The organism is Burkholderia sp. KCJ3K979 (genome assembly GCF_016759955.1).
In the GTDB taxonomy this organism is placed as follows: Bacteria; Pseudomonadota; Gammaproteobacteria; order Burkholderiales; family Burkholderiaceae; genus Burkholderia; species Burkholderia orbicola.
This window is the reverse complement of sequence record NZ_JACFYV010000010.1, coordinates 56,980-75,580: the sequence shown is the minus strand read 5'-3', so window position 1 is coordinate 75,580 and position 18,601 is coordinate 56,980. Positions and strand designations below refer to the sequence as shown.

Here is an 18,601-nt window from a genome sequence, read left to right as displayed (position 1 = left end):
CCATTGTGGCACGCGAAAAAAAGCCCGGCGCGCCGATCAAAAAGCCACGAACGCGATGCGCGCCGGAAGAAAAAAGCCCGTCCGGAACGAACCGGACGGGCTTTGCGCGCATGCGCCAGCGGGCGAGCGAGCGGCGCTTATTTCACTTTCGCGTTGATCACGGCTTCCGACACGTTCGCCGGCGTTTCCGCGTAATGCTTGAACTCCATCGTGTACGTCGCACGACCTTGCGTGGCCGAGCGCAGCGACGTCGAATAGCCGAACATTTCCGCGAGCGGCACCTCGGCACGTACCAGCTTGCCGCCACCGCCCGCGATATCCTCCATCCCCTGCACGATGCCGCGCCGGCTCGACAGGTCGCCCATCACGTTGCCCATGAAGTCCTCGGGCGTCTCGACCTCGACGGCCATCATCGGCTCGAGCAGCACCGGCTTCGCCTTGCGCATCGCTTCCTTGAACGCCATCGAGCCGGCCATCCGGAACGCGTTTTCGTTCGAGTCGACGTCGTGGTACGAACCGAACGTCAGATGCACCTTCACGTCGACGACCGGGTAGCCCGCGAGCACGCCGCTCTTCAGCGTCTCGGTGATGCCCTTGTCGACGGCCGGGATGAACTCGCGCGGAATCACGCCGCCCTTGATCTCGTCGAGGAACTCGTAGCCCTTGCCGGGGTTCGGCTCCAGCGTGATCACCGCATGGCCGTACTGGCCGCGCCCGCCCGACTGCTTGACGAACTTGCCCTCGACGTCGGTCGCCGTCGTGCGCACCGTTTCGCGATACGCCACCTGCGGCTTGCCGACCGTCGCCTCGACGCCGAACTCGCGCTTCATCCGGTCGACCAGGATTTCGAGGTGGAGCTCGCCCATCCCCGAAATGATGGTCTGGCCGGACTCTTCGTCGGTCTGCACGCGGAACGACGGATCTTCCTGCGCGAGACGGTTCAGCGCGAGGCCCATCTTTTCCTGGTCGGCCTTCGTCTTCGGCTCGACGGCCTGCGAGATCACCGGTTCCGGGAATTCCATCTTCTCGAGGATGATCGGCTTGGCCGGATCGCACAGCGTGTCGCCGGTGGTCGCTTCCTTCAGGCCGACGGCCGCCGCGATGTCGCCCGCGCGCACTTCCTTGATTTCCTTGCGTTCGTTCGCGTGCATCTGCAGGATCCGGCCGAGCCGCTCCTTCTTGTCCTTCGTCGCGTTGAGCACGGTATCGCCCGACTCCACGACGCCCGAATACACGCGGAAGAAGATCAGCTGGCCGACGAACGGGTCGGTCATGATCTTGAACGCGAGCGACGAGAACGGCTCGTCATCGCTCGGATGACGTTCCGCCGGCTTTTCCGGATCGGCGAAGTCGTGGCCGAGGATCGCGGGCACGTCGACCGGCGACGGCAGGTAGTCGATCACCGCGTCGAGCATCGCCTGCACGCCCTTGTTCTTGAACGCGCTGCCGCACAGCATCGGCACGATCTCGTTCGCGATCGTGCGCTGGCGCAGCGCGGCCTTGATCTCGTCCTCGGTCAGCGATTCATGGTCGTGCAGATACTTCTCGAGCAGTTCCTCGCTCGCTTCGGCGGCGGCCTCGACCATCTTCTCGCGCCATTCGTGTGCGAGTTCGACGAGGTTCGCGGGGATGTCCTCGTACGTGAACTTCACGCCCTGGCTTTCGTCGTCCCACACGATCGCCTTCATCTTCACCAGATCGACGACGCCCTGGAAATGATCTTCCGCGCCGATCGGAATCTGGATCGGCACGGCGACACCCTTCAGGCGCTCGCCGATCTGCTTCTGCACGCGGAAGAAGTCGGCGCCGATCCGGTCCATCTTGTTGACGAACGCGATGCGCGGCACCTTGTACTTGTTGGCCTGGCGCCACACGGTTTCGGATTGCGGCTGCACGCCGCCGACCGAGTCGTAGACCATGCATGCGCCGTCGAGCACGCGCATCGAGCGCTCGACTTCGATCGTGAAGTCGACGTGCCCGGGCGTGTCGATGATGTTGATCCGGTGCTCCGGATAGTTGCCGGCCATGCCCTTCCAGAAGGCCGTGGTCGCCGCCGACGTGATCGTGATGCCGCGTTCCTGCTCCTGCTCCATCCAGTCCATCGTGGCCGCGCCGTCGTGCACTTCACCGATCTTGTGGCTCACACCGGTATAAAACAGGATGCGCTCGGTCGTCGTGGTCTTGCCGGCATCGATGTGAGCGCTGATCCCGATATTTCGATAGCGCTCGATGGGGGTTTTGCGGGGCACGTGAACCTCCTGGTGGTTCGGATCGTAAGCGGGCCGGCTGATTGGGTGCCGGCCCGGGCTGGAACTAGCGAGATTTAAAGGATAGCGCTTGTCCGTGGCTTTTGCAGATGCGGGCAGCGGGTGCCGAATCAAGGCGGGCGCCGCGGGCGGACGAAAAAAAACCGGCGCCCGACAGGAAATGACGGGCGGCCGGCTGTTCGGTCGGGGCGCGGCGCGATGCCGCCGCGCGGACCGTCGCGGTTACTGGGCCCGCGGCAGGCCGTCGAGCTTCATGCCGGGCTTGATGCCCTTCGCGGCGAACCAGCCCTTGCTCATTTCGAGCGCATAGACGCCGTTGTTGCGCGGGCAGTGGTTGTCGGTCGTCTCGGCCTTCATCTCGTCGATGTCGGTGATCGTGCCATCCGCGCGGATGAACGCGATCGACAGCGGAATCAGCGTGTTCTTCATCCAGAAGCAGTGCACGGCGTTCTCGTTGAAGACGAACAGCATGCCCTCGTTCGGCGCGAGCTGCGAACGGTACATCAGCCCCTGTTCGCGGTCGGCGTCGTTCGCGGCGACGGCCGCGTCGATCACGTACATGCCGGCGCGCAGCTTCACGCGCGGGAACTCGCTCGGCTGCTTGGCGCCGGGCGGCACTTGGGCGCCGGCGGCCTGCATGCCGAGCGCGAGGATGGCGAGCGCGGCGGGAAACACGACGGCGCGCGCAAGGCGGCCGAGCGACGGGCGCAGGGAGAATGACACAGCATGGCTCCTGTCTGGAAAACGAGACCCGCATGGTACGCGATGCGCGCCGGCGGGCACAAAAAAGAAAAAGGCAGATCGCCTTGCGGTGATCTGCCTTTCAACGCCGTAAGAACGGCAAGACTGCGTGTTCTTGACTGCGTTATTACAGCCAGCTTACTTAGTTCGAAGCAGCTGCCGGTGCTGCTGCGTCGCTTGCTGCAGCCTTCTTCGATGCCTTGTGGTGCTTCTTGGCAGCGTGGTGCTTCTTGGCAGCGTGCTTAGCCGGTGCCGAAGCAGCTTCTGCTGCTGCCGGAGCAGCTTCCGGAGCCGAAGCTTGTGCGAAAGCAGCCGTTGCGAAGAGGCCAGCGACCAGAGCGGCGATCAGTTTGTTCATGTTGTGTTCCTCAGCTTTAGTTAATTAACCAAATGACCCGGCAATAGGAGTCATGTCGTCTAACGGTGCCATCCACCTTTCGGTTGACAGACGCTTCGAGAAATTTCTCTTTGCGCTGCGGGCGCCGAATCGTATTCGAATAAAACGTCGCTTTCGTGACGCAAACACGGGTTCGGCTGCCAATGCCGGATAGCTAAGGTTGGCATCTGCGTGGTTTAACGCATGATCTCCGCAGGCGGTTGACGAAAAAGATGACGAAAAATGCGCGCGTCCCGGGTTCGTCATCTGGCGGGCGCGAAACCGTCCCACGGCGCGCGCGGCGGCAGCGCGATCGTTTCGCCCGGTGCAATGCCGAGCGCGAATATGTCCAGCGCGCCGATGCCGACGCGCACCAGGCGCAACGTGGGGAAGCCGACGGCCGCCGTCATCCGGCGCACCTGCCGGTTCTTGCCCTCGGTGATCGCCAGCTCGATCCACGTGGTCGGGATCGCGGCGCGGTAGCGGATCGGCGGATTGCGCGGCCACAGCGTGTCGGGGGGCTCGATGAATTCGGCGCGGCACGGGCGCGTCACGTAGTCGCCGAGGTCGACGCCGCGGGCGAGCGCCTTCAGGTCGGCCGGCCCCGGCGCGCCGTCGACCTGCGCCCAGTAGCGCTTCACCAGCTTGTGGCGCGGCTCCGCGATGCGGGCCTGCAGCCCGCCGTCGTCGGTGAGCAGCAGCAGCCCCTCGCTGTCCGCGTCGAGCCGGCCGGCCGCATACACGCCGGGCGTTTTGACCCAGTCGCCGAGCGACGGCCGCGTCTCGTGCGCGGAAAACTGGCAAATCGTGCCGAACGGCTTGTTGAGGGCGATCAGGTTCATGGCGGGGCGTCCGCCCGGCGCCCCGCGGGGAGCGGGGGCGGGCGGTCTATGGCAAATGGCGGAATCTTAATGCATAATACGGAACGGCAAGTCCTCTGTCTTATATAAGACATAAGTGAGGTCTTGATACGCAGTGCCGCGGTTCACGCCGAAGTGCCCGGTTGGGGCGCTAGAATAGCGGCTCGCTGTTGTCGTCACGGGGTGGCCATGCCGCGCCCCCGCCGCGCGCGCAGCTTCGACCAGCATCACCTGCTCAGCCACGTCACTGGAGTCGATCATGCCGTATCAGCACATCAAGGTTCCGGAGGGCGGTGACAAGATCACCGTCAACAAGGACTTCTCGCTCAACGTTTCCGATCAGCCGATCATTCCCTATATCGAAGGCGACGGTACGGGCTTCGATATCACGCCGGTCATGATCAAGGTCGTCGATGCGGCGGTCGCGCATGCGTACAAGGGCAAGCGCAAGATCCACTGGATGGAGATCTTCGCGGGCGAGAAGGCGACCAAGGTGTACGGTCCGGACGTGTGGCTGCCGGACGAAACGCTGCAGGTCCTGAAGGAATACGTGGTGTCGATCAAGGGGCCGCTCACGACCCCGGTCGGCGGCGGCATCCGTTCGCTGAACGTCGCGCTGCGCCAGGAGCTCGATCTCTACGTGTGCCTGCGCCCGGTCCAGTACTTCAAGGGCGTGCCGTCGCCGGTGCGCGAGCCGCAGAAGATCGACATGGTGATCTTCCGCGAGAACTCGGAAGACATCTACGCGGGCATCGAATGGGCCGCGGGCTCCGAGCAGGCGAAGAAGGTGATCAAGTTCCTGCAGGACGAGATGGGCGTGAAGAAGATCCGTTTCCCGGAAACTTCCGGGATCGGCGTCAAGCCCGTGTCGACCGAAGGCACCGAACGTCTCGTGCGCAAGGCGATCCAGTACGCGATCGACAACGATCGCAAGTCGGTCACGCTGGTGCACAAGGGCAACATCATGAAGTTCACGGAAGGCCTGTTCCGTGACGCCGGCTACGCGCTCGCGCAGAAGGAATTCGGCGGCGAGCTGATCGACGGCGGCCCGTGGATGCGCGTGAAGAACCCGAAGACAGGCAACGAGATCGTGATCAAGGATTCGATCGCCGACGCGTTCCTCCAGCAGATCCTGCTGCGCCCGGCCGAATACGACGTGATCGCGACGCTGAACCTGAACGGCGACTACATCTCCGACGCGCTGGCCGCGCAGGTCGGCGGCATCGGGATCGCGCCGGGCGCGAACCTGTCGGATTCGGTCGCGATGTTCGAGGCGACGCACGGCACGGCGCCGAAGTACGCGGGTAAGGATTACGTGAACCCCGGTTCCGAGATCCTGTCGGCGGAAATGATGCTGCGCCACCTCGGCTGGACGGAAGCAGCCGACACGATCATCGCCGCGATGGAGAAGTCGATTCTGCAGAAGCGCGTCACGTACGACTTCGCGCGCCTGATGGAAGGCGCGACGCAGGTGTCGTGCTCCGGCTTCGGCGAAGTGCTGATCGAGAACATGTAAGACCCCTTCCGGGGTGGGCCGGCACGGTGCCGGCCGCCCCGGCGCTGACTGCCGGCGCCGGAGCGTTTCGTGGATGGCAGGTTTGTTGGCAGGGTGGCCCGGCATGCGGGCCGCGGCGCCGCGAAGCGGCCCGCAAGCCCTGCAAGGTAGACCATGACGGCCCTCGCAACACCACCGCCCGGCTGAGCCGGCGCCCCTTTCGCGATCGACCCGGTCGCTCCCCGCCGGTTACCGCCGGCGCTCCTCAGTCCCTCAATCACGTAGCAATGCTTTGACCACCATGTCCACTTCGCCCAAGATCATCTACACCCTCACCGACGAAGCGCCGGCGCTCGCGACCTACTCGCTGCTGCCGATCGTCAAGGCCTTCACGCGTTCGTCCGGCGTCGCCGTCGAAACGCGCGACATCTCGCTCGCCGGCCGCATCATCGCGGCATTCGCAGACGTCCTGCCGTCGGAGCAGAAGGGTTCCGACGATCTGGCCGAGCTGGGCCAGCTCACGCTGAAGCCGGAAGCGAACATCATCAAGCTGCCGAACATCAGCGCATCGGTGCCGCAGTTGAAGGCCGCGATCGCCGAACTGCAGGCGCAGGGCTACGCGCTGCCGGCCTATCCGGAAGATCCGTCGACGGACGAAGAAAAGGCCGTCAAGGCACGTTACGACAAGATCAAGGGCAGCGCGGTGAACCCGGTGCTCCGCGAAGGCAACTCCGACCGCCGCGCGCCGCTGTCGGTCAAGAACTACGCACGCAAGCATCCGCACAAGATGGGCGCGTGGAAGGCCACGTCGAAGGCGCACGTCGCGCACATGACCGAAGGCGACTTCTACGGCAGCGAGAAGTCGGCGCTGATCGCCGATGCCGGCAGCGTGAAGATCGAACTCACGACGACCGACGGCGCGAAGAAGGTGCTGAAGGAAAAGACGGCCGTGAAGGCCGGTGAAGTGATCGACGCATCGGTGATGAGCCGCAATGCGCTGCGCAGCTTCATCGAAGCGCAGATCGCCGACGCGAAGACACAGGACGTGCTGTTCTCGGTGCACCTGAAGGCGACCATGATGAAGGTCTCGGACCCGATCCTGTTCGGTCACTTCGTGTCGGTGTTCTACCGCGATGCGCTCGCGAAGCATGCGGACGTGCTGGCGAAGGCCGGCTTCAACCCGAACAACGGGATCGGCGACCTGTACGCGCGCCTGAAGGACCTGCCGGCCGATACGCGCGAAGCGATCGAAGCCGACGTCAAGGCCGAGTACGCGGTGCGCCCTCGCCTCGCGATGGTCAACTCGGACAAGGGCATCACGAACCTGCACGTGCCGAGCGACGTGATCGTCGACGCATCGATGCCGGCGATGATCCGCGATTCGGGCGGCATGTGGGGCCCGGACGGTCAGCTGTACGACGCGAAGGCCGTGATTCCGGACCGCTGCTACGCGGGCGTCTACCAGGCCGTGATCGAGGACTGCAAGCAGCACGGCGCGTTCGATCCGGTCACGATGGGCAGCGTGCCGAACGTCGGCCTGATGGCGCAGGCGGCCGAGGAATACGGTTCGCACGACAAGACGTTCCAGATCCCGGCGGACGGCGTCGTGCGCGTCATCGACGAAGCCGGCAACGTGCTGCTCGAGCACGCGGTCGAGTCGGGCGACATCTGGCGCATGTGCCAGACGAAGGACGCACCGGTGCAGGACTGGGTCAAGCTTGCGGTCAACCGCGCCCGCGCGACCGGCGCCCCGGCCGTGTTCTGGCTCGACCCGGCGCGCGCGCACGATGCGCAGATCATCGCGAAGGTCGAACGCTACCTGAAGGATCACGACACGAACGGCCTCGACATCCGGATCATGACGCCGGTCGACGCCACGCGTTTCTCGCTCGAGCGCATCCGCGCGGGCAAGGACACGATTTCGGTCACCGGCAACGTGCTGCGCGACTACCTGACCGACCTGTTCCCGATCATGGAACTCGGCACCAGCGCGAAGATGCTGTCGATCGTGCCGCTGATGGCCGGCGGCGGGATGTTCGAAACGGGTGCCGGCGGCTCCGCGCCGAAGCACGTGCAGCAGTTCGTCGAGGAAGGCTTCCTGCGCTGGGATTCGCTCGGCGAATTCCTCGCGCTGGCCGCGTCGCTCGAACACCTCGGCAACGCTTATCAAAACCCGAAGGCGCTCGTGCTCGCGAAGACGCTCGACCAGGCGACCGGCAAGTTCCTCGATGAGAACAAGTCGCCGGCGCGCAAGGTCGGTGGTCTCGACAACCGCGGCAGCCACTTCTATCTGTGCCTGTACTGGGCGCAGGCGCTGGCCGAGCAGACCGAGGACGCCACGCTGAAGGCGCAGTTCGAGGGTGTCGCGAAGGCGCTGTCCGACAACGAGGCGCGCATCCTGGAAGAACTGGCGGCCGCGCAAGGCAAGCCGCAGGCGATCGGCGGCTACTACCGTCCGAACGTCGAGCTGACGAGCCAGGCCATGCGCCCGAGCGCGACGCTGAACGGCATCGTCGACGCGCTCGCCTGACGCCGGCCGCGCCAGCGCGCGAGCCCGTACATGTGCCGGTGCGGCGGGTTGAACCGTTCGCCGTCCGGCACACAAGAAAAACGCCTCGGTCGCCCGGGGCGTTTGTCGTTGGAGGCTTGCCATTCAGACGTGAACGATTTCCCATTCGGCGATTTCGTCCGGCACTTCGAGCGTGGCCGTGTCCAGTTCGGACGGTTGCGCGCAGTCGCCGCGAGAGATGCGGTCGGCCGCGACTTCCGGGCACGAGAACGCGCCGAGCGAGGCGTTACCGAACGTCGCTTCCCAGCCGCCGTTTGCCGGCAGGATGTAGAACGACCCGAGCGCTGAACCAAAGCGAAATCCCTTCATTTCCGTTCTCCCTTTCTGATCACGAGCGATTCTGTTGTGCCGCCTGCCGGCTCGGCCGGCTGTGGCCCGACTGGCTGCTTGCGCCGGGTTCCGTGTCGAACGTCGTGGCGAAGCGTCAGTGCATGGAACAAAGTCTACGTCCGCGCCCCGCTCGGATGGTGCATGTAGAACGGCTTCTCGAAACAAAAATTCTTTTTTAAAAACAGTAATTTATTTTTGTCGTTTTGCATTGCGGAACGTTTTTCGGCATCGCGAAACGGGAAATTTGTGCTCTGCATCACGAATTTTTATAACGCAGTGACTTGTTCCGCATCGTGAAAAATTGGCAGGTTTGCGGACCATCGGGGCCGCGAGCGTGAACGCGGGGCCGGGTTGGAAGGCGCAAAGCGTGTTTGCTGGCCGGCGCAAAGGGGCGGCAGGAGAGTAACGATGGTTGCCGAGACGCCGTCTGGCGACGCAGGTCGTGGCGCCGTCCGCCGCGGTGGCGACGCTTGCCGCGGCGTATCGCCGCCCGCGGGGCCGGCGGCGTTTTTCGATCCGGCCCTGCGGTTATGATGACGCGACCGCCGCGGCTGTCGCGCGGCGCCGCATGAACAACGAGGATCGATTGATGAGACGGAGAACCTTCCTGTCGCGCGCCATCGGCGTCGCGGCCGCGTCGCTGTTCGCGCGCACCGCGTCGGCGCAGCATGCCGGTCACGCGGGCATGGCCGGCATGGATTCGATGGACGACATGCCGGGCATGTCGGGTATGTCAGGGATGTCGGCGCACGCGCAGCACGGCCAGCCCGCGCCGGCCGCGCTCGCGGCCGCCGACGCGCTGCCGGCCGGCGCGCCGCTCGCGACGTTGCGCACGCTCGCCAACGAAAGCCGTGAGCCCGGCACGTTCCGGGCCACGCTGGTCGCTCAACCGGTGGCGCGACCGCTGCTGCGCGGCGCGCGGCCGACGACGTTCTGGCAGTTCGGTACCGGTACGCAAGGCCCCGTGGTCGGCCCGCTGATCGACGTGCGCGAGGGCGATACGGTCGAGATCCGGTTCGTGAACAAGCTGCCGCAGCCGTCGACGATCCACTGGCACGGCCTGCCCGTGCCGCCCGACCAGGACGGCAATCCGTCCGATCCCGTTGCGCCCGGCGCGTCGCGCGTGTATCGCTTCACGCTGCCGAAGGGCAGCGCCGGGACTTACTGGTACCACCCGCATCCGCACATGATGACCGCCGAGCAGGTGTTCCGCGGGCTGGCCGGCCCGTTCGTCGTGCGCGCCGCGGACGATCCGCTAGCCGGCTGGCCCGAGCGTCACCTGTTCGTGTCGGATCTGAAGCTTGCACGCGACGGCACGATTGCGCCGAACGACATGATGGACTGGATGAACGGCCGGGAAGGTCAATTCGTGCTGGTCAACGGCGCGCGCCGGCCGCGCATCGACGTCGCGAGCGACGAGCGCTGGCGTGTCTGGAATGCATGCAGCGCGCGCTACCTGCGCATCGCGTTCGACGACGGCCGCGTGTTCGAGCACGCAGGCACCGACGGCGGATTGTTCGACACGCCGCGGCGCGTGACGTCGCTGCTGATTGCGCCGGGCGAGCGGGCGGAACTGCTGGTGCGCGCCGGCGACCGCGCGTCGCGCACGGTGCTGCAGGCGGCCGAGTACGACCGCCGCAAGATGGCGATGTCGCACGACGATGGCCACGGCAGCCTGCCGCCCGATCCGGCGCTGGCGCTGGCCGATGTCGCGTTTGCGCCCGCCGAGGCCCGTGTGCTGCCTGCCACGCTGCGCGCGGTACCGCCGCTGGGCGAACCGGTCGCGCACAAGACGGTCGCGTTCGGCGAGGAAATGGACATGGACGCGATGATGAAGGGTGCGGCGCACGGCCGCCCGGCAGGCATGCGCTTCACGATCAACGGCGACACCTACGCGCCGCACCGCGCGACGCTGACGAGCCGCCGCGGCGACGTCGAGCGCTGGGAGATCCGCAATACGACGGACATGGACCACCCGTTCCACCTGCACGGCACGCAGTTTCAGGTGATCGAGCGGACGTCGGCCGGTTCGCGCACGAGCGAGCCGTTCCGTGCGTGGCGCGATACCGTAAACGTGCGCAGTGGTGAAACCGTGTCGCTGCTCGTCACGCAAGACATGCCCGGCGAGCGCATGTTTCATTGCCACATTCTCGAACACGAGGATCTCGGCATGATGGGTACGCTGAAGGTCGTGTAACGAAGCTGCGGATATGTTTCACATGCGGATTCGATATCCGATCTGCATGCGTGACAAGACAATGCGCGTTCAATTATCGGGATTGAACGAAAAGGCCGGCCAATCGATTATCGATTGGCCGGCCACAAAAAAAGAAACCCGGCGCTGTGCGCCGGGTTTCTTCGTCCGATATCCGATGCCTTATGCGGCCTGGATGTTCGACGCTTGCTTGCCCTTCGGTCCTTGAACGACGTCAAAGCTCACCTTCTGGCCTTCCTTCAGCGTCTTGAAGCCATTCATGGTGATAGCCGAGAAGTGCGCAAACAGATCCTCACCGCCCTCGTCGGGAGTGATGAAACCGAAGCCCTTCGCGTCGTTGAACCACTTAACGATACCAGTTGCCATTTTCCTACTTCCCCTGTCACACAGTCGCTGCTACTTACCACGAGCACGCTCGAAAAGCTAAACGACCAAAATACGGCCGTTCCCCCCTCACAAGCTCACCTCGGCCTCTTTCGTTTCGCCAATCGGCAAATTGAAAAAAGTGCCAGCTTGATTGTTGGCGCTCTTTATTGGAGTGTCAAGTGGAATTTTTAGACGTTTAGAGGGTCGTTGTAAAGAACCCATTTTCAGGGTTTTTCCGGCTTTGCTTTGCAGCATGTGGCCAAGCGCGGGGGCTTGAAAAGCCGCATAATCGGCTCATATACCAGGCTCGAGTGACACGCGTTCGAGTCGTCCCGGCTTGTGGGATACTGGATGCGGACACGACGTTCCGGTGAGCTTCCCCCTGACGGTTCGTGTTCCGCGCCATGCGTGAAAGCCGGCACCGCAGCCGGCTTTCGTATGGCGCGAAGACGATCGCGTGTTCCGGGACACCGGGGAGGGCGCCGGCCGGTCGGTCGGGTAATGGCAGGATTGCGGGCCTGTCCGAGTTGTTTAGAATGGGTGTATGGCGATTATCCCGGACAAGCAGGACAGTACCGTCCTGGAACGCAAGCAGCAGAAGCTCAAGCCGCCTTCGATGTACAAGGTGGTGCTGCTCAACGACGACTTCACGCCGATGGAGTTCGTCGTGATGGTGGTCCAGGAGTATTTCAAGAAGGATCGCGAGACGGCCACGCAGATCATGCTGAAGGTCCATCGCGAAGGGCGAGGGGTTTGTGGGGTCTATACGCGGGACATCGCGTCGACCAAGGTTGAGCAAGTCGTTACCCATGCGCGGCAGGCAGGGCATCCGCTGCAGTGCGTGATGGAGGAAGCATGATTGCCCAGGAATTGGAAGTCAGCCTGCACATGGCGTTCATGGAAGCACGCCAGGCGCGCCATGAGTTCATTACGGTCGAGCACCTGCTGCTGGCCCTGCTGGATAATCCGACGGCAGCCGAGGTGTTGCGCGCGTGTGCGGCCAACATCGAGGACTTGCGTCAGAACCTGCGCAATTTCATCCACGACAACACACCTACCGTCCCGGGTACCGACGACGTCGATACCCAGCCGACGCTCGGTTTCCAGCGTGTGATCCAGCGCGCGATCATGCACGTCCAGTCGACGTCGAACGGCAAGAAGGAAGTCACCGGCGCGAACGTGCTGGTCGCGATCTTCGGCGAGAAGGATTCGCACGCCGTGTACTACCTGCAGCAGCAGGGCGTCACGCGTCTCGACGTGGTGAACTTCATTTCGCACGGCATCGCGAAGACGAACAACGGCGAAGCCGCGAAGTCGACCGATGCGAACGCGGAAAGCGAAGACGCGAATGCGCAGAAGGAAACCCCGCTCGCGCAGTTCACGCAGAACCTCAACCAGATGGCGAAGGACGGCCGCATCGATCCGTTGATCGGTCGCGAGCCCGAGGTCGAGCGCGTCGTGCAGGTGCTGTGCCGTCGCCGCAAGAACAACCCGCTGCTCGTGGGCGAAGCCGGCGTCGGCAAGACCGCGATCGCGGAAGGGCTCGCGTATCGCATCACGCGCGGCGAAGTGCCGGACATCCTCGCGAACGCGCAGGTGTACTCGCTCGACATGGGCGCGCTGCTCGCGGGCACCAAGTATCGCGGCGATTTCGAGCAGCGGCTGAAGACGGTGCTGAAGGAGCTCAAGGAGCGCCCGCACGCGATCCTGTTCATCGACGAAATCCATACGCTGATCGGCGCGGGCGCCGCGTCGGGCGGCACGCTCGATGCGTCGAACCTGCTGAAGCCGGCGTTGTCGTCGGGCACGCTCAAGTGCATCGGGGCTACGACGTTCACCGAGTATCGCGGCATCTTCGAGAAGGATGCGGCGCTGTCGCGGCGCTTCCAGAAGGTGGACGTGACGGAGCCGAGCGTCGAGCAGACGGTCGCGATCCTGCGCGGGCTGAAGTCGCGCTTCGAGGAGCATCACGGCGTCAAGTACTCGTCGGGCGCCCTGTCGGCCGCGGCCGAGCTGTCGGCGCGCTTCATCACCGACCGTCACCTGCCGGACAAGGCGATCGACGTGATCGACGAGGCGGGCGCCGCGCAGCGCATCCTGCCGAAGTCGAAGCAGAAGAAGACGATCGGCAAGAGCGAGATCGAGGAAATCATCTCGAAGATCGCGCGCGTGCCTGCGCAAAGCGTGTCGCAGGACGATCGCAGCAAGCTGCAGACGCTCGACCGCGACCTGAAGAGCGTCGTGTTCGGCCAGGACCCGGCGATCGATGCGCTCGCGGCGTCGATCAAGATGGCGCGCGCGGGCCTCGGCAAGATGGACAAGCCGATCGGCGCGTTCCTGTTCTCCGGCCCGACGGGTGTCGGCAAGACCGAAGTGGCGCGCCAGCTCGCGTTCACGCTCGGCATCGAGCTGATCCGCTTCGACATGTCGGAATACATGGAGCGTCACGCGGTGAGCCGGCTGATCGGTGCGCCGCCGGGCTACGTCGGGTTCGACCAGGGCGGCCTGTTGACCGAAGCCGTCACGAAGAAGCCGCATTGCGTGCTGCTGCTCGACGAAATCGAGAAGGCGCATCCGGACATCTTCAACGTGTTGCTGCAGGTGATGGACCACGGCACGCTGACGGACAACAACGGCCGCAAGGCGGATTTCCGCAACGTCATCATCATCATGACGACGAACGCGGGCGCCGAGTCGATGCAGAAGGCGACGATCGGCTTCACGACGCGCCGCGAAACCGGCGACGAGATGACCGACATCAAGCGCCTGTTCACGCCGGAGTTCCGCAACCGCCTGGATTCGATCATCAGCTTCCGCTCGCTCGATGAGGAAATCATCATGCGCGTGGTCGACAAGTTCCTGATCCAGCTCGAGGAACAGCTGCACGAGAAGAAGGTCGACGCGCTGTTCACCGACGCGTTGCGCAAGCATCTCGCGAAGCATGGCTTCGACCCGCTGATGGGCGCGCGGCCGATGCAGCGGCTGATCCAGGACACGATCCGGCGCGCGCTGGCCGACGAACTGCTGTTCGGCAAGCTGCTCAACGGCGGCCACGTGACGGTCGACGTCGACGAAAGCGACAAGGTGCAGTTGTCGTTCGACAAGCTGGCAAATCCGCCGCACAAGCCGAACGAAGAGACGGTCGAAGTCGAGTAAGCGATAATTCGTTGTTCATGCGAACGGCGCGGGAAGTTCTCCGCGCCGTTTCGTTTTATCCGGCGCCGGCGGCGCGATGGTGGTGCAGGGGAGTGGTAACGCAGTGACACAACAACAACGGTCGTTCGACGCTATCGTCGCGCGCGAACAAGGGTTGCGCCACGCGCTGACGTCGGGGCAGATGGCGATGATCGCGATCGGCGGCGCGATCGGCACGGGGCTGTTCCTCGGCAGTGGGTTCGCGATCGGGCTCGCCGGCCCGAGCGTGCTGGTGTCCTATGCGATCGGCGCGCTGATCGCGCTGCTGCTGATGGGCGCGCTCGCGGAAATGACCGTCGCGCATCCGACGGCCGGCTCGTTCGGCGCCTATGCCGAGCATTACGTCGGCCCGCTCGCGGGCTTCCTGGTGCGCTACGCGTACTGGTTCGCGGTCGTGTTCGCGATCGGCACCGAGATCAGCGCGATCGCGGTGTTCATGAAGTACTGGTTCCCGGCCGTGCCCGGCTGGTACTGGGTGATCGGCTTCTCGGCGCTGCTGATCGCGGTGAACCTCGCGAGCGTCACGCTGTACGGGACGGTCGAATACGCGTTCTCGCTGCTGAAGATCGCGGCGATCGTCGTGTTCATCGTGCTCGGCGCGTATCTCGTGTGGGCGGCGCCGGTCGCATCGGGCATCGGTTTCGCGAACTACACCGCGCACGGCGGCTTCATGCCGAAGGGGCCGTGGGGTACGTGGGTCGCGGTGATCGTCGCGATCTTCAGCTACATGAGCATCGAAGCGGTCGCGATCGCGGCCGGCGAGGCGCGCGATCCGCAGCACGCGGTCACGCGCGCATTCCGCTCGACCGTGTTCCGCCTCGTGCTGTTCTACCTGCTGACGCTCGCGCTGATGCTCGCGATCGTGCCATGGACGCAGGCCGGCACCGACGAAAGCCCGTTCGTGAAGGTGATGGCCGCGACGCACGTGCCGTATGCGGCCGGCGTGATCAACTTCGTGCTGTTGATCGCGGCGCTGTCGGCGATGAACAGCCAGCTCTACGTGACGACGCGGATGATGTTCAGCCTGTCGCGCGCGCGCCTCGCGCCCGCGGTGTTCGGCCGGCTCGGCGCGAACGGCGTGCCGCGCGCGGCGCTGTGGATCTCGACGAGCGGCGTCGCGGTGGCGGCCGTGCTGGTCGCGCTCGCGCCCGACACCGCGTTCACGGTGATGATGGCGATCGCGATGTTCGGCGCGCTGTTCACGTGGCTGATGATCTTCGTCACGCACCTGCGGTTCCGTGCGCGGTATCGCGGCCCCGCGCTCGCGTTCCGGATGTGGGGGCACCCGTTCGGCAGCCTGCTCGGCGCGGGGCTCGTCGCCGCGATCCTGCTGACGACCGCTTTCACGCGCGAATTCCGGATGACGATGGTGGTCGGCGTCGTGTTCGCCGTGCTGCTGACGCTCGCCTACGCGCTGCATTACCGGTACCAGCACGCGCGCTGATCGTGGCGGCGTGGGCACTCGCGCCGTTCGTCACACTCGCTAAGGTTCCGTTAAGCGAGCTGCGCCTACATTCGAGCCTGTCTGCATGGCGTGCCGATCCGCACCGGCGCGCCGCTTCCTGCAAAAAGGGGTTCGAATGAACAAACTGCCCGAAATCACGCTCGCGTTCTGGATCATGAAGATCTGCGCGACGACGCTCGGCGAAACGGGCGGCGACCTGCTGTCGATGACGCTGAACGTCGGCTACGCGGTGAGCTCGATCCTGCTGTTCGGTTTCTTTCTCGTGACGCTGGGCGCCCAGCTCAGGACGACGCGCTATCGCCCGGCGATCTACTGGGCCGTGATCGTCGCGACGAGCACGGCCGGCACGACGATGTCCGACTTCATGGATCGCACGCTCGGCCTCGGCTATGCGGCCGGCTCGTCGATCCTCGTCGCGATCCTGCTGGCGATCTTCGCGGTCTGGCGCTTCAGCGGCGAATCGCTGTCGGTCGACCTGATCCGTACGCGCAAGGTCGAACTGCTGTACTGGATCGCGATCCTGTTCTCGAACACGCTCGGCACCGCGCTCGGCGACTTCCTCGCGGACAGCTCGGGGCTCGGCTTCGGCGGCGGCGCACTGCTGATCGGCGGCCTGCTGGCGGCGATCGTGCTCGCGCACTACTTCACGCGAATCTCCGGCGTGCTGCTGTTCTGGGCCGCGTTCGTGCTCACGCGTCCGTTCGGCGCGACGGTCGGCGACCTGCTGACGAAGCCGGTCGCGAAGGGCGGTCTCGCGCTCGGCACGGTCGGCTCGTCGGCCGTACTGCTCGGCGTGCTGGTCGCGATGGTCGTCTATGCAAGCATCGCGCAGGCGCGGCGCCGCGAACCGGCGCCCGCGCGGATCGCGCAACCGGCCGGCAAGTGACGGTGCGTGAAAAGGAAAGGGGCCACTCAGCGTGGCCCCTTTTTTTATGCCGCGTGGCTCAGTGGCGCCCGGTGCTGCCGAAGCCGCCTTCGCCGCGATCGCTCTCGGTGAATTCGTCGACGATGTTGAACTGTGCCTGCACGACCGGCACGATCACGAGCTGCGCGAGGCGCTCGAACGGGTTCAGCACGAACGCGGTCTGGCCGCGATTCCACGTCGAGACCATCAACTGGCCCTGGTAGTCGGAATCGATCAGGCCGACGAGGTTGCCGAGCACGATCCCGTGCTTGTGGCCGAGGCCCGAGCGCGGCAGGATCAGCGCCGCATAGCCGGGGTCCGCAAGGTGGATCGCGAGGCCCGTCGGCACGAGCGTGGTTTCGCCCGGCTGCAGCGTGACCGGTGCGTCGAGGCACGCGCGCAGATCGAGGCCGGCGCTGCCGGTGGTCGCGTAGGCGGGCAGGTAGTCGCGCATGCGCGCGTCGAGAATCTTCAGGTCGAGTTTCATGCGGTCGTCGAATCGGTCGGGAAGGGCGCGGCGGCTATGGCCGCCGCGCGGGATCAGATCAGGCGGTTGTCGGGCAGGCGCTTCGCGATTTCCGCGACGAGCACGTGCGCGAGTTCGTCCTTCGGGGCGCGCGGCAGGCGCGTGAGGCCGGCGGCCTCGAACAGCACGACTTCGTTGTCGTCGCGGCCGAACGTCAGCGGGCCGAGGTTACCGACGAGCAACGGCACGTTCTTGCGCTTGCGCTTCTCGTCGCCATGCACGTCGAGGTCGCCGCTTTCGGCCGCGAAGCCGACGCAGAATGGCGCATCGGGCAGCGCCGCGACCGACGCGAGGATGTCGGGATTCTCGACGAACGCGAGCGCCGGCATCTTGCGGTCGGCCGTCTTCTTCATCTTGTGCTCGGCCGGCTGGTCGACGCGCCAGTCGGCGACCGCGGCCACTGCGATGAAGATGTCGGCTTCGGCCACTGCATGCATCACCGCGTCGTACATCTGCTGCGCGGTCTGCACGTCCTGGCGGTACACGCCCCACGGCGTGTCGAGCGCGACCGGCCCGGCGACGAGATGCACGTCGGCGCCGGCCTGTTGCGCGGCGCGCGCGAGCGCGAAACCCATCTTGCCGCTGGAGCGGTTCGTCAGGCCGCGTACCGGGTCGAGCGGTTCGAAGGTCGGCCCGGCCGTGATCAGCACGCGGCGGTGCGCGAGCACCTTCGGCGCGAAGTGCGCGACGATCGCTTCATAGATCGCCTCGGGCTCGAGCATGCGGCCGTCGCCGACCTCGCCGCACGCCTGCGCGCCCGAATCCGGGCCGAGCACCGATACGCCGTCCGCGCGCAGTTGCGCGGCGTTGCGTTGCGTGGCCGGGTTCTGCCACATCTGGCGGTTCATCGCGGGCACGACGAGCAGCGGACAGTCGCGTGCGACGCACAGCGTCGACAGCAGGTCGTCGGCGAACCCGTGCGCGAGCTTCGCGAGGAAATCCGTCGACGCGGGCGCGATCACGATCGCGTCGGCTTCGCGCGACAGGTCGATGTGCGCCATGTTGTTGTCGATACGCGCGTCCCACTGGCTCGTATAGACGGGCCGGCCCGACAGCGCCTGCATCGTGACGGGCGTGATGAACTGGGTGGCGGCGTCGGTCATCGCGACCTGCACGGTCGCGCCGGCCTTCACGAGCAGCCGCGTGAGTTCGGCGATCTTGTAGCAGGCGATGCCGCCCGTCAGGCCGAGAACGAGGTGTTTTCCTGCAAGTTCTGCGTGTGCCAACTCAGGCCTCCTGGGGTCAAACGGAACGGCCGGCGCGAAGCCGGCCGTCGACACGGAGTATGCGCG

16 protein-coding genes are annotated in these 18,601 nt (G+C 65.2%); 7 read left to right on the top strand and 9 right to left on the bottom strand.

Annotated features, from left to right (window positions below):
* Window positions 1-137: 137 nt before the first annotated feature.
* The 4 genes from fusA to H3O04_RS04485 form a co-directional block, all read right to left on the bottom strand.
* Window positions 138-2,249: an elongation factor G gene (gene fusA / locus H3O04_RS04500; RefSeq protein WP_175769148.1), complete on the bottom strand. Its 2,112-nt coding sequence runs from the start codon at window positions 2,247-2,249 to the stop codon at window positions 138-140.
* Between the two features lie 240 nt (window positions 2,250-2,489).
* Window positions 2,490-2,990, bottom strand: a complete 501-nt coding sequence (locus H3O04_RS04495) for a DUF192 domain-containing protein (protein ID WP_023477041.1) — start codon at window positions 2,988-2,990, stop codon at window positions 2,490-2,492.
* 160 nt (window positions 2,991-3,150) lie between these two features.
* Complete coding sequence (locus H3O04_RS04490; protein WP_011352970.1) at window positions 3,151-3,366, bottom strand: hypothetical protein; 216 nt, start codon at window positions 3,364-3,366, stop codon at window positions 3,151-3,153.
* A 281-nt stretch (window positions 3,367-3,647) separates the two neighbouring features.
* On the bottom strand, window positions 3,648-4,226 hold the full coding sequence (locus H3O04_RS04485) for a pseudouridine synthase (protein WP_023477040.1): 579 nt from the start codon (window positions 4,224-4,226) through the stop codon (window positions 3,648-3,650).
* Window positions 4,227-4,503: 277 nt separating this feature from the next.
* Between H3O04_RS04485 and icd the strand changes: the two genes are divergently transcribed.
* The gene (gene icd / locus H3O04_RS04480) at window positions 4,504-5,760 is read left to right on the top strand and encodes an NADP-dependent isocitrate dehydrogenase (protein WP_006478026.1); all 1,257 of its coding nucleotides are present in this window, start codon (window positions 4,504-4,506) and stop codon (window positions 5,758-5,760) included.
* Window positions 5,761-6,040: 280 nt separating this feature from the next.
* Entirely contained in the window at window positions 6,041-8,269 is a 2,229-nt protein-coding gene (locus H3O04_RS04475) for an NADP-dependent isocitrate dehydrogenase (protein WP_202587217.1), read from the top strand.
* A 123-nt stretch (window positions 8,270-8,392) separates the two neighbouring features.
* Here H3O04_RS04475 and H3O04_RS04470 read toward each other — a convergent pair whose 3' ends face one another.
* Window positions 8,393-8,617, bottom strand: coding sequence for a hypothetical protein (locus tag H3O04_RS04470; protein ID WP_006478028.1), 225 nt, complete (start codon window positions 8,615-8,617; stop codon window positions 8,393-8,395).
* A gap of 610 nt (window positions 8,618-9,227) precedes the next feature.
* Here H3O04_RS04470 and H3O04_RS04465 point away from each other — a divergent pair.
* The gene (locus tag H3O04_RS04465; RefSeq protein WP_202587216.1) at window positions 9,228-10,835 is read left to right on the top strand and encodes a multicopper oxidase family protein; all 1,608 of its coding nucleotides are present in this window, start codon (window positions 9,228-9,230) and stop codon (window positions 10,833-10,835) included.
* 180 nt (window positions 10,836-11,015) lie between these two features.
* Here the strand turns inward: H3O04_RS04465 and H3O04_RS04460 are convergent, their stop codons facing one another.
* Together H3O04_RS04460 and H3O04_RS04455 are read right to left on the bottom strand one after the other, a co-directional pair.
* Window positions 11,016-11,219, bottom strand: coding sequence for a cold-shock protein (locus H3O04_RS04460; protein WP_006478030.1), 204 nt, complete (start codon window positions 11,217-11,219; stop codon window positions 11,016-11,018).
* A gap of 87 nt (window positions 11,220-11,306) precedes the next feature.
* On the bottom strand, window positions 11,307-11,474 hold the full coding sequence (locus H3O04_RS04455) for a hypothetical protein (protein ID WP_155123336.1): 168 nt from the start codon (window positions 11,472-11,474) through the stop codon (window positions 11,307-11,309).
* A 289-nt stretch (window positions 11,475-11,763) separates the two neighbouring features.
* Here H3O04_RS04455 and clpS point away from each other — a divergent pair, with 289 nt between their 5' ends.
* From clpS to H3O04_RS04435, 4 genes are all read left to right on the top strand, one after another.
* Window positions 11,764-12,078, top strand: coding sequence for an ATP-dependent Clp protease adapter ClpS (gene clpS / locus H3O04_RS04450; RefSeq protein ID WP_006398529.1), 315 nt, complete (start codon window positions 11,764-11,766; stop codon window positions 12,076-12,078).
* Window positions 12,075-14,375, top strand: a complete 2,301-nt coding sequence (gene clpA, locus H3O04_RS04445) for an ATP-dependent Clp protease ATP-binding subunit ClpA (RefSeq protein ID WP_011694369.1) — start codon at window positions 12,075-12,077, stop codon at window positions 14,373-14,375. Before clpS ends, clpA begins: the two co-directional genes overlap by 4 nt.
* 103 nt (window positions 14,376-14,478) lie before the next feature.
* Window positions 14,479-15,858, top strand: a complete 1,380-nt coding sequence (locus H3O04_RS04440) for an amino acid permease (protein ID WP_200160422.1) — start codon at window positions 14,479-14,481, stop codon at window positions 15,856-15,858.
* Between the two features lie 136 nt (window positions 15,859-15,994).
* Complete coding sequence (locus tag H3O04_RS04435) at window positions 15,995-16,765, top strand: COG4705 family protein (protein WP_200160421.1); 771 nt, start codon at window positions 15,995-15,997, stop codon at window positions 16,763-16,765.
* Between the two features lie 58 nt (window positions 16,766-16,823).
* Here H3O04_RS04435 and dut read toward each other — a convergent pair whose 3' ends face one another.
* Both dut and coaBC read right to left on the bottom strand, forming a co-directional pair.
* On the bottom strand, window positions 16,824-17,270 hold the full coding sequence (gene dut / locus H3O04_RS04430) for a dUTP diphosphatase (protein ID WP_011546016.1): 447 nt from the start codon (window positions 17,268-17,270) through the stop codon (window positions 16,824-16,826).
* A 53-nt stretch (window positions 17,271-17,323) separates the two neighbouring features.
* Window positions 17,324-18,535, bottom strand: coding sequence for a bifunctional phosphopantothenoylcysteine decarboxylase/phosphopantothenate--cysteine ligase CoaBC (gene coaBC, locus H3O04_RS04425; protein ID WP_011694367.1), 1,212 nt, complete (start codon window positions 18,533-18,535; stop codon window positions 17,324-17,326).
* Between the last annotated feature and the right edge of the window lie 66 nt (window positions 18,536-18,601).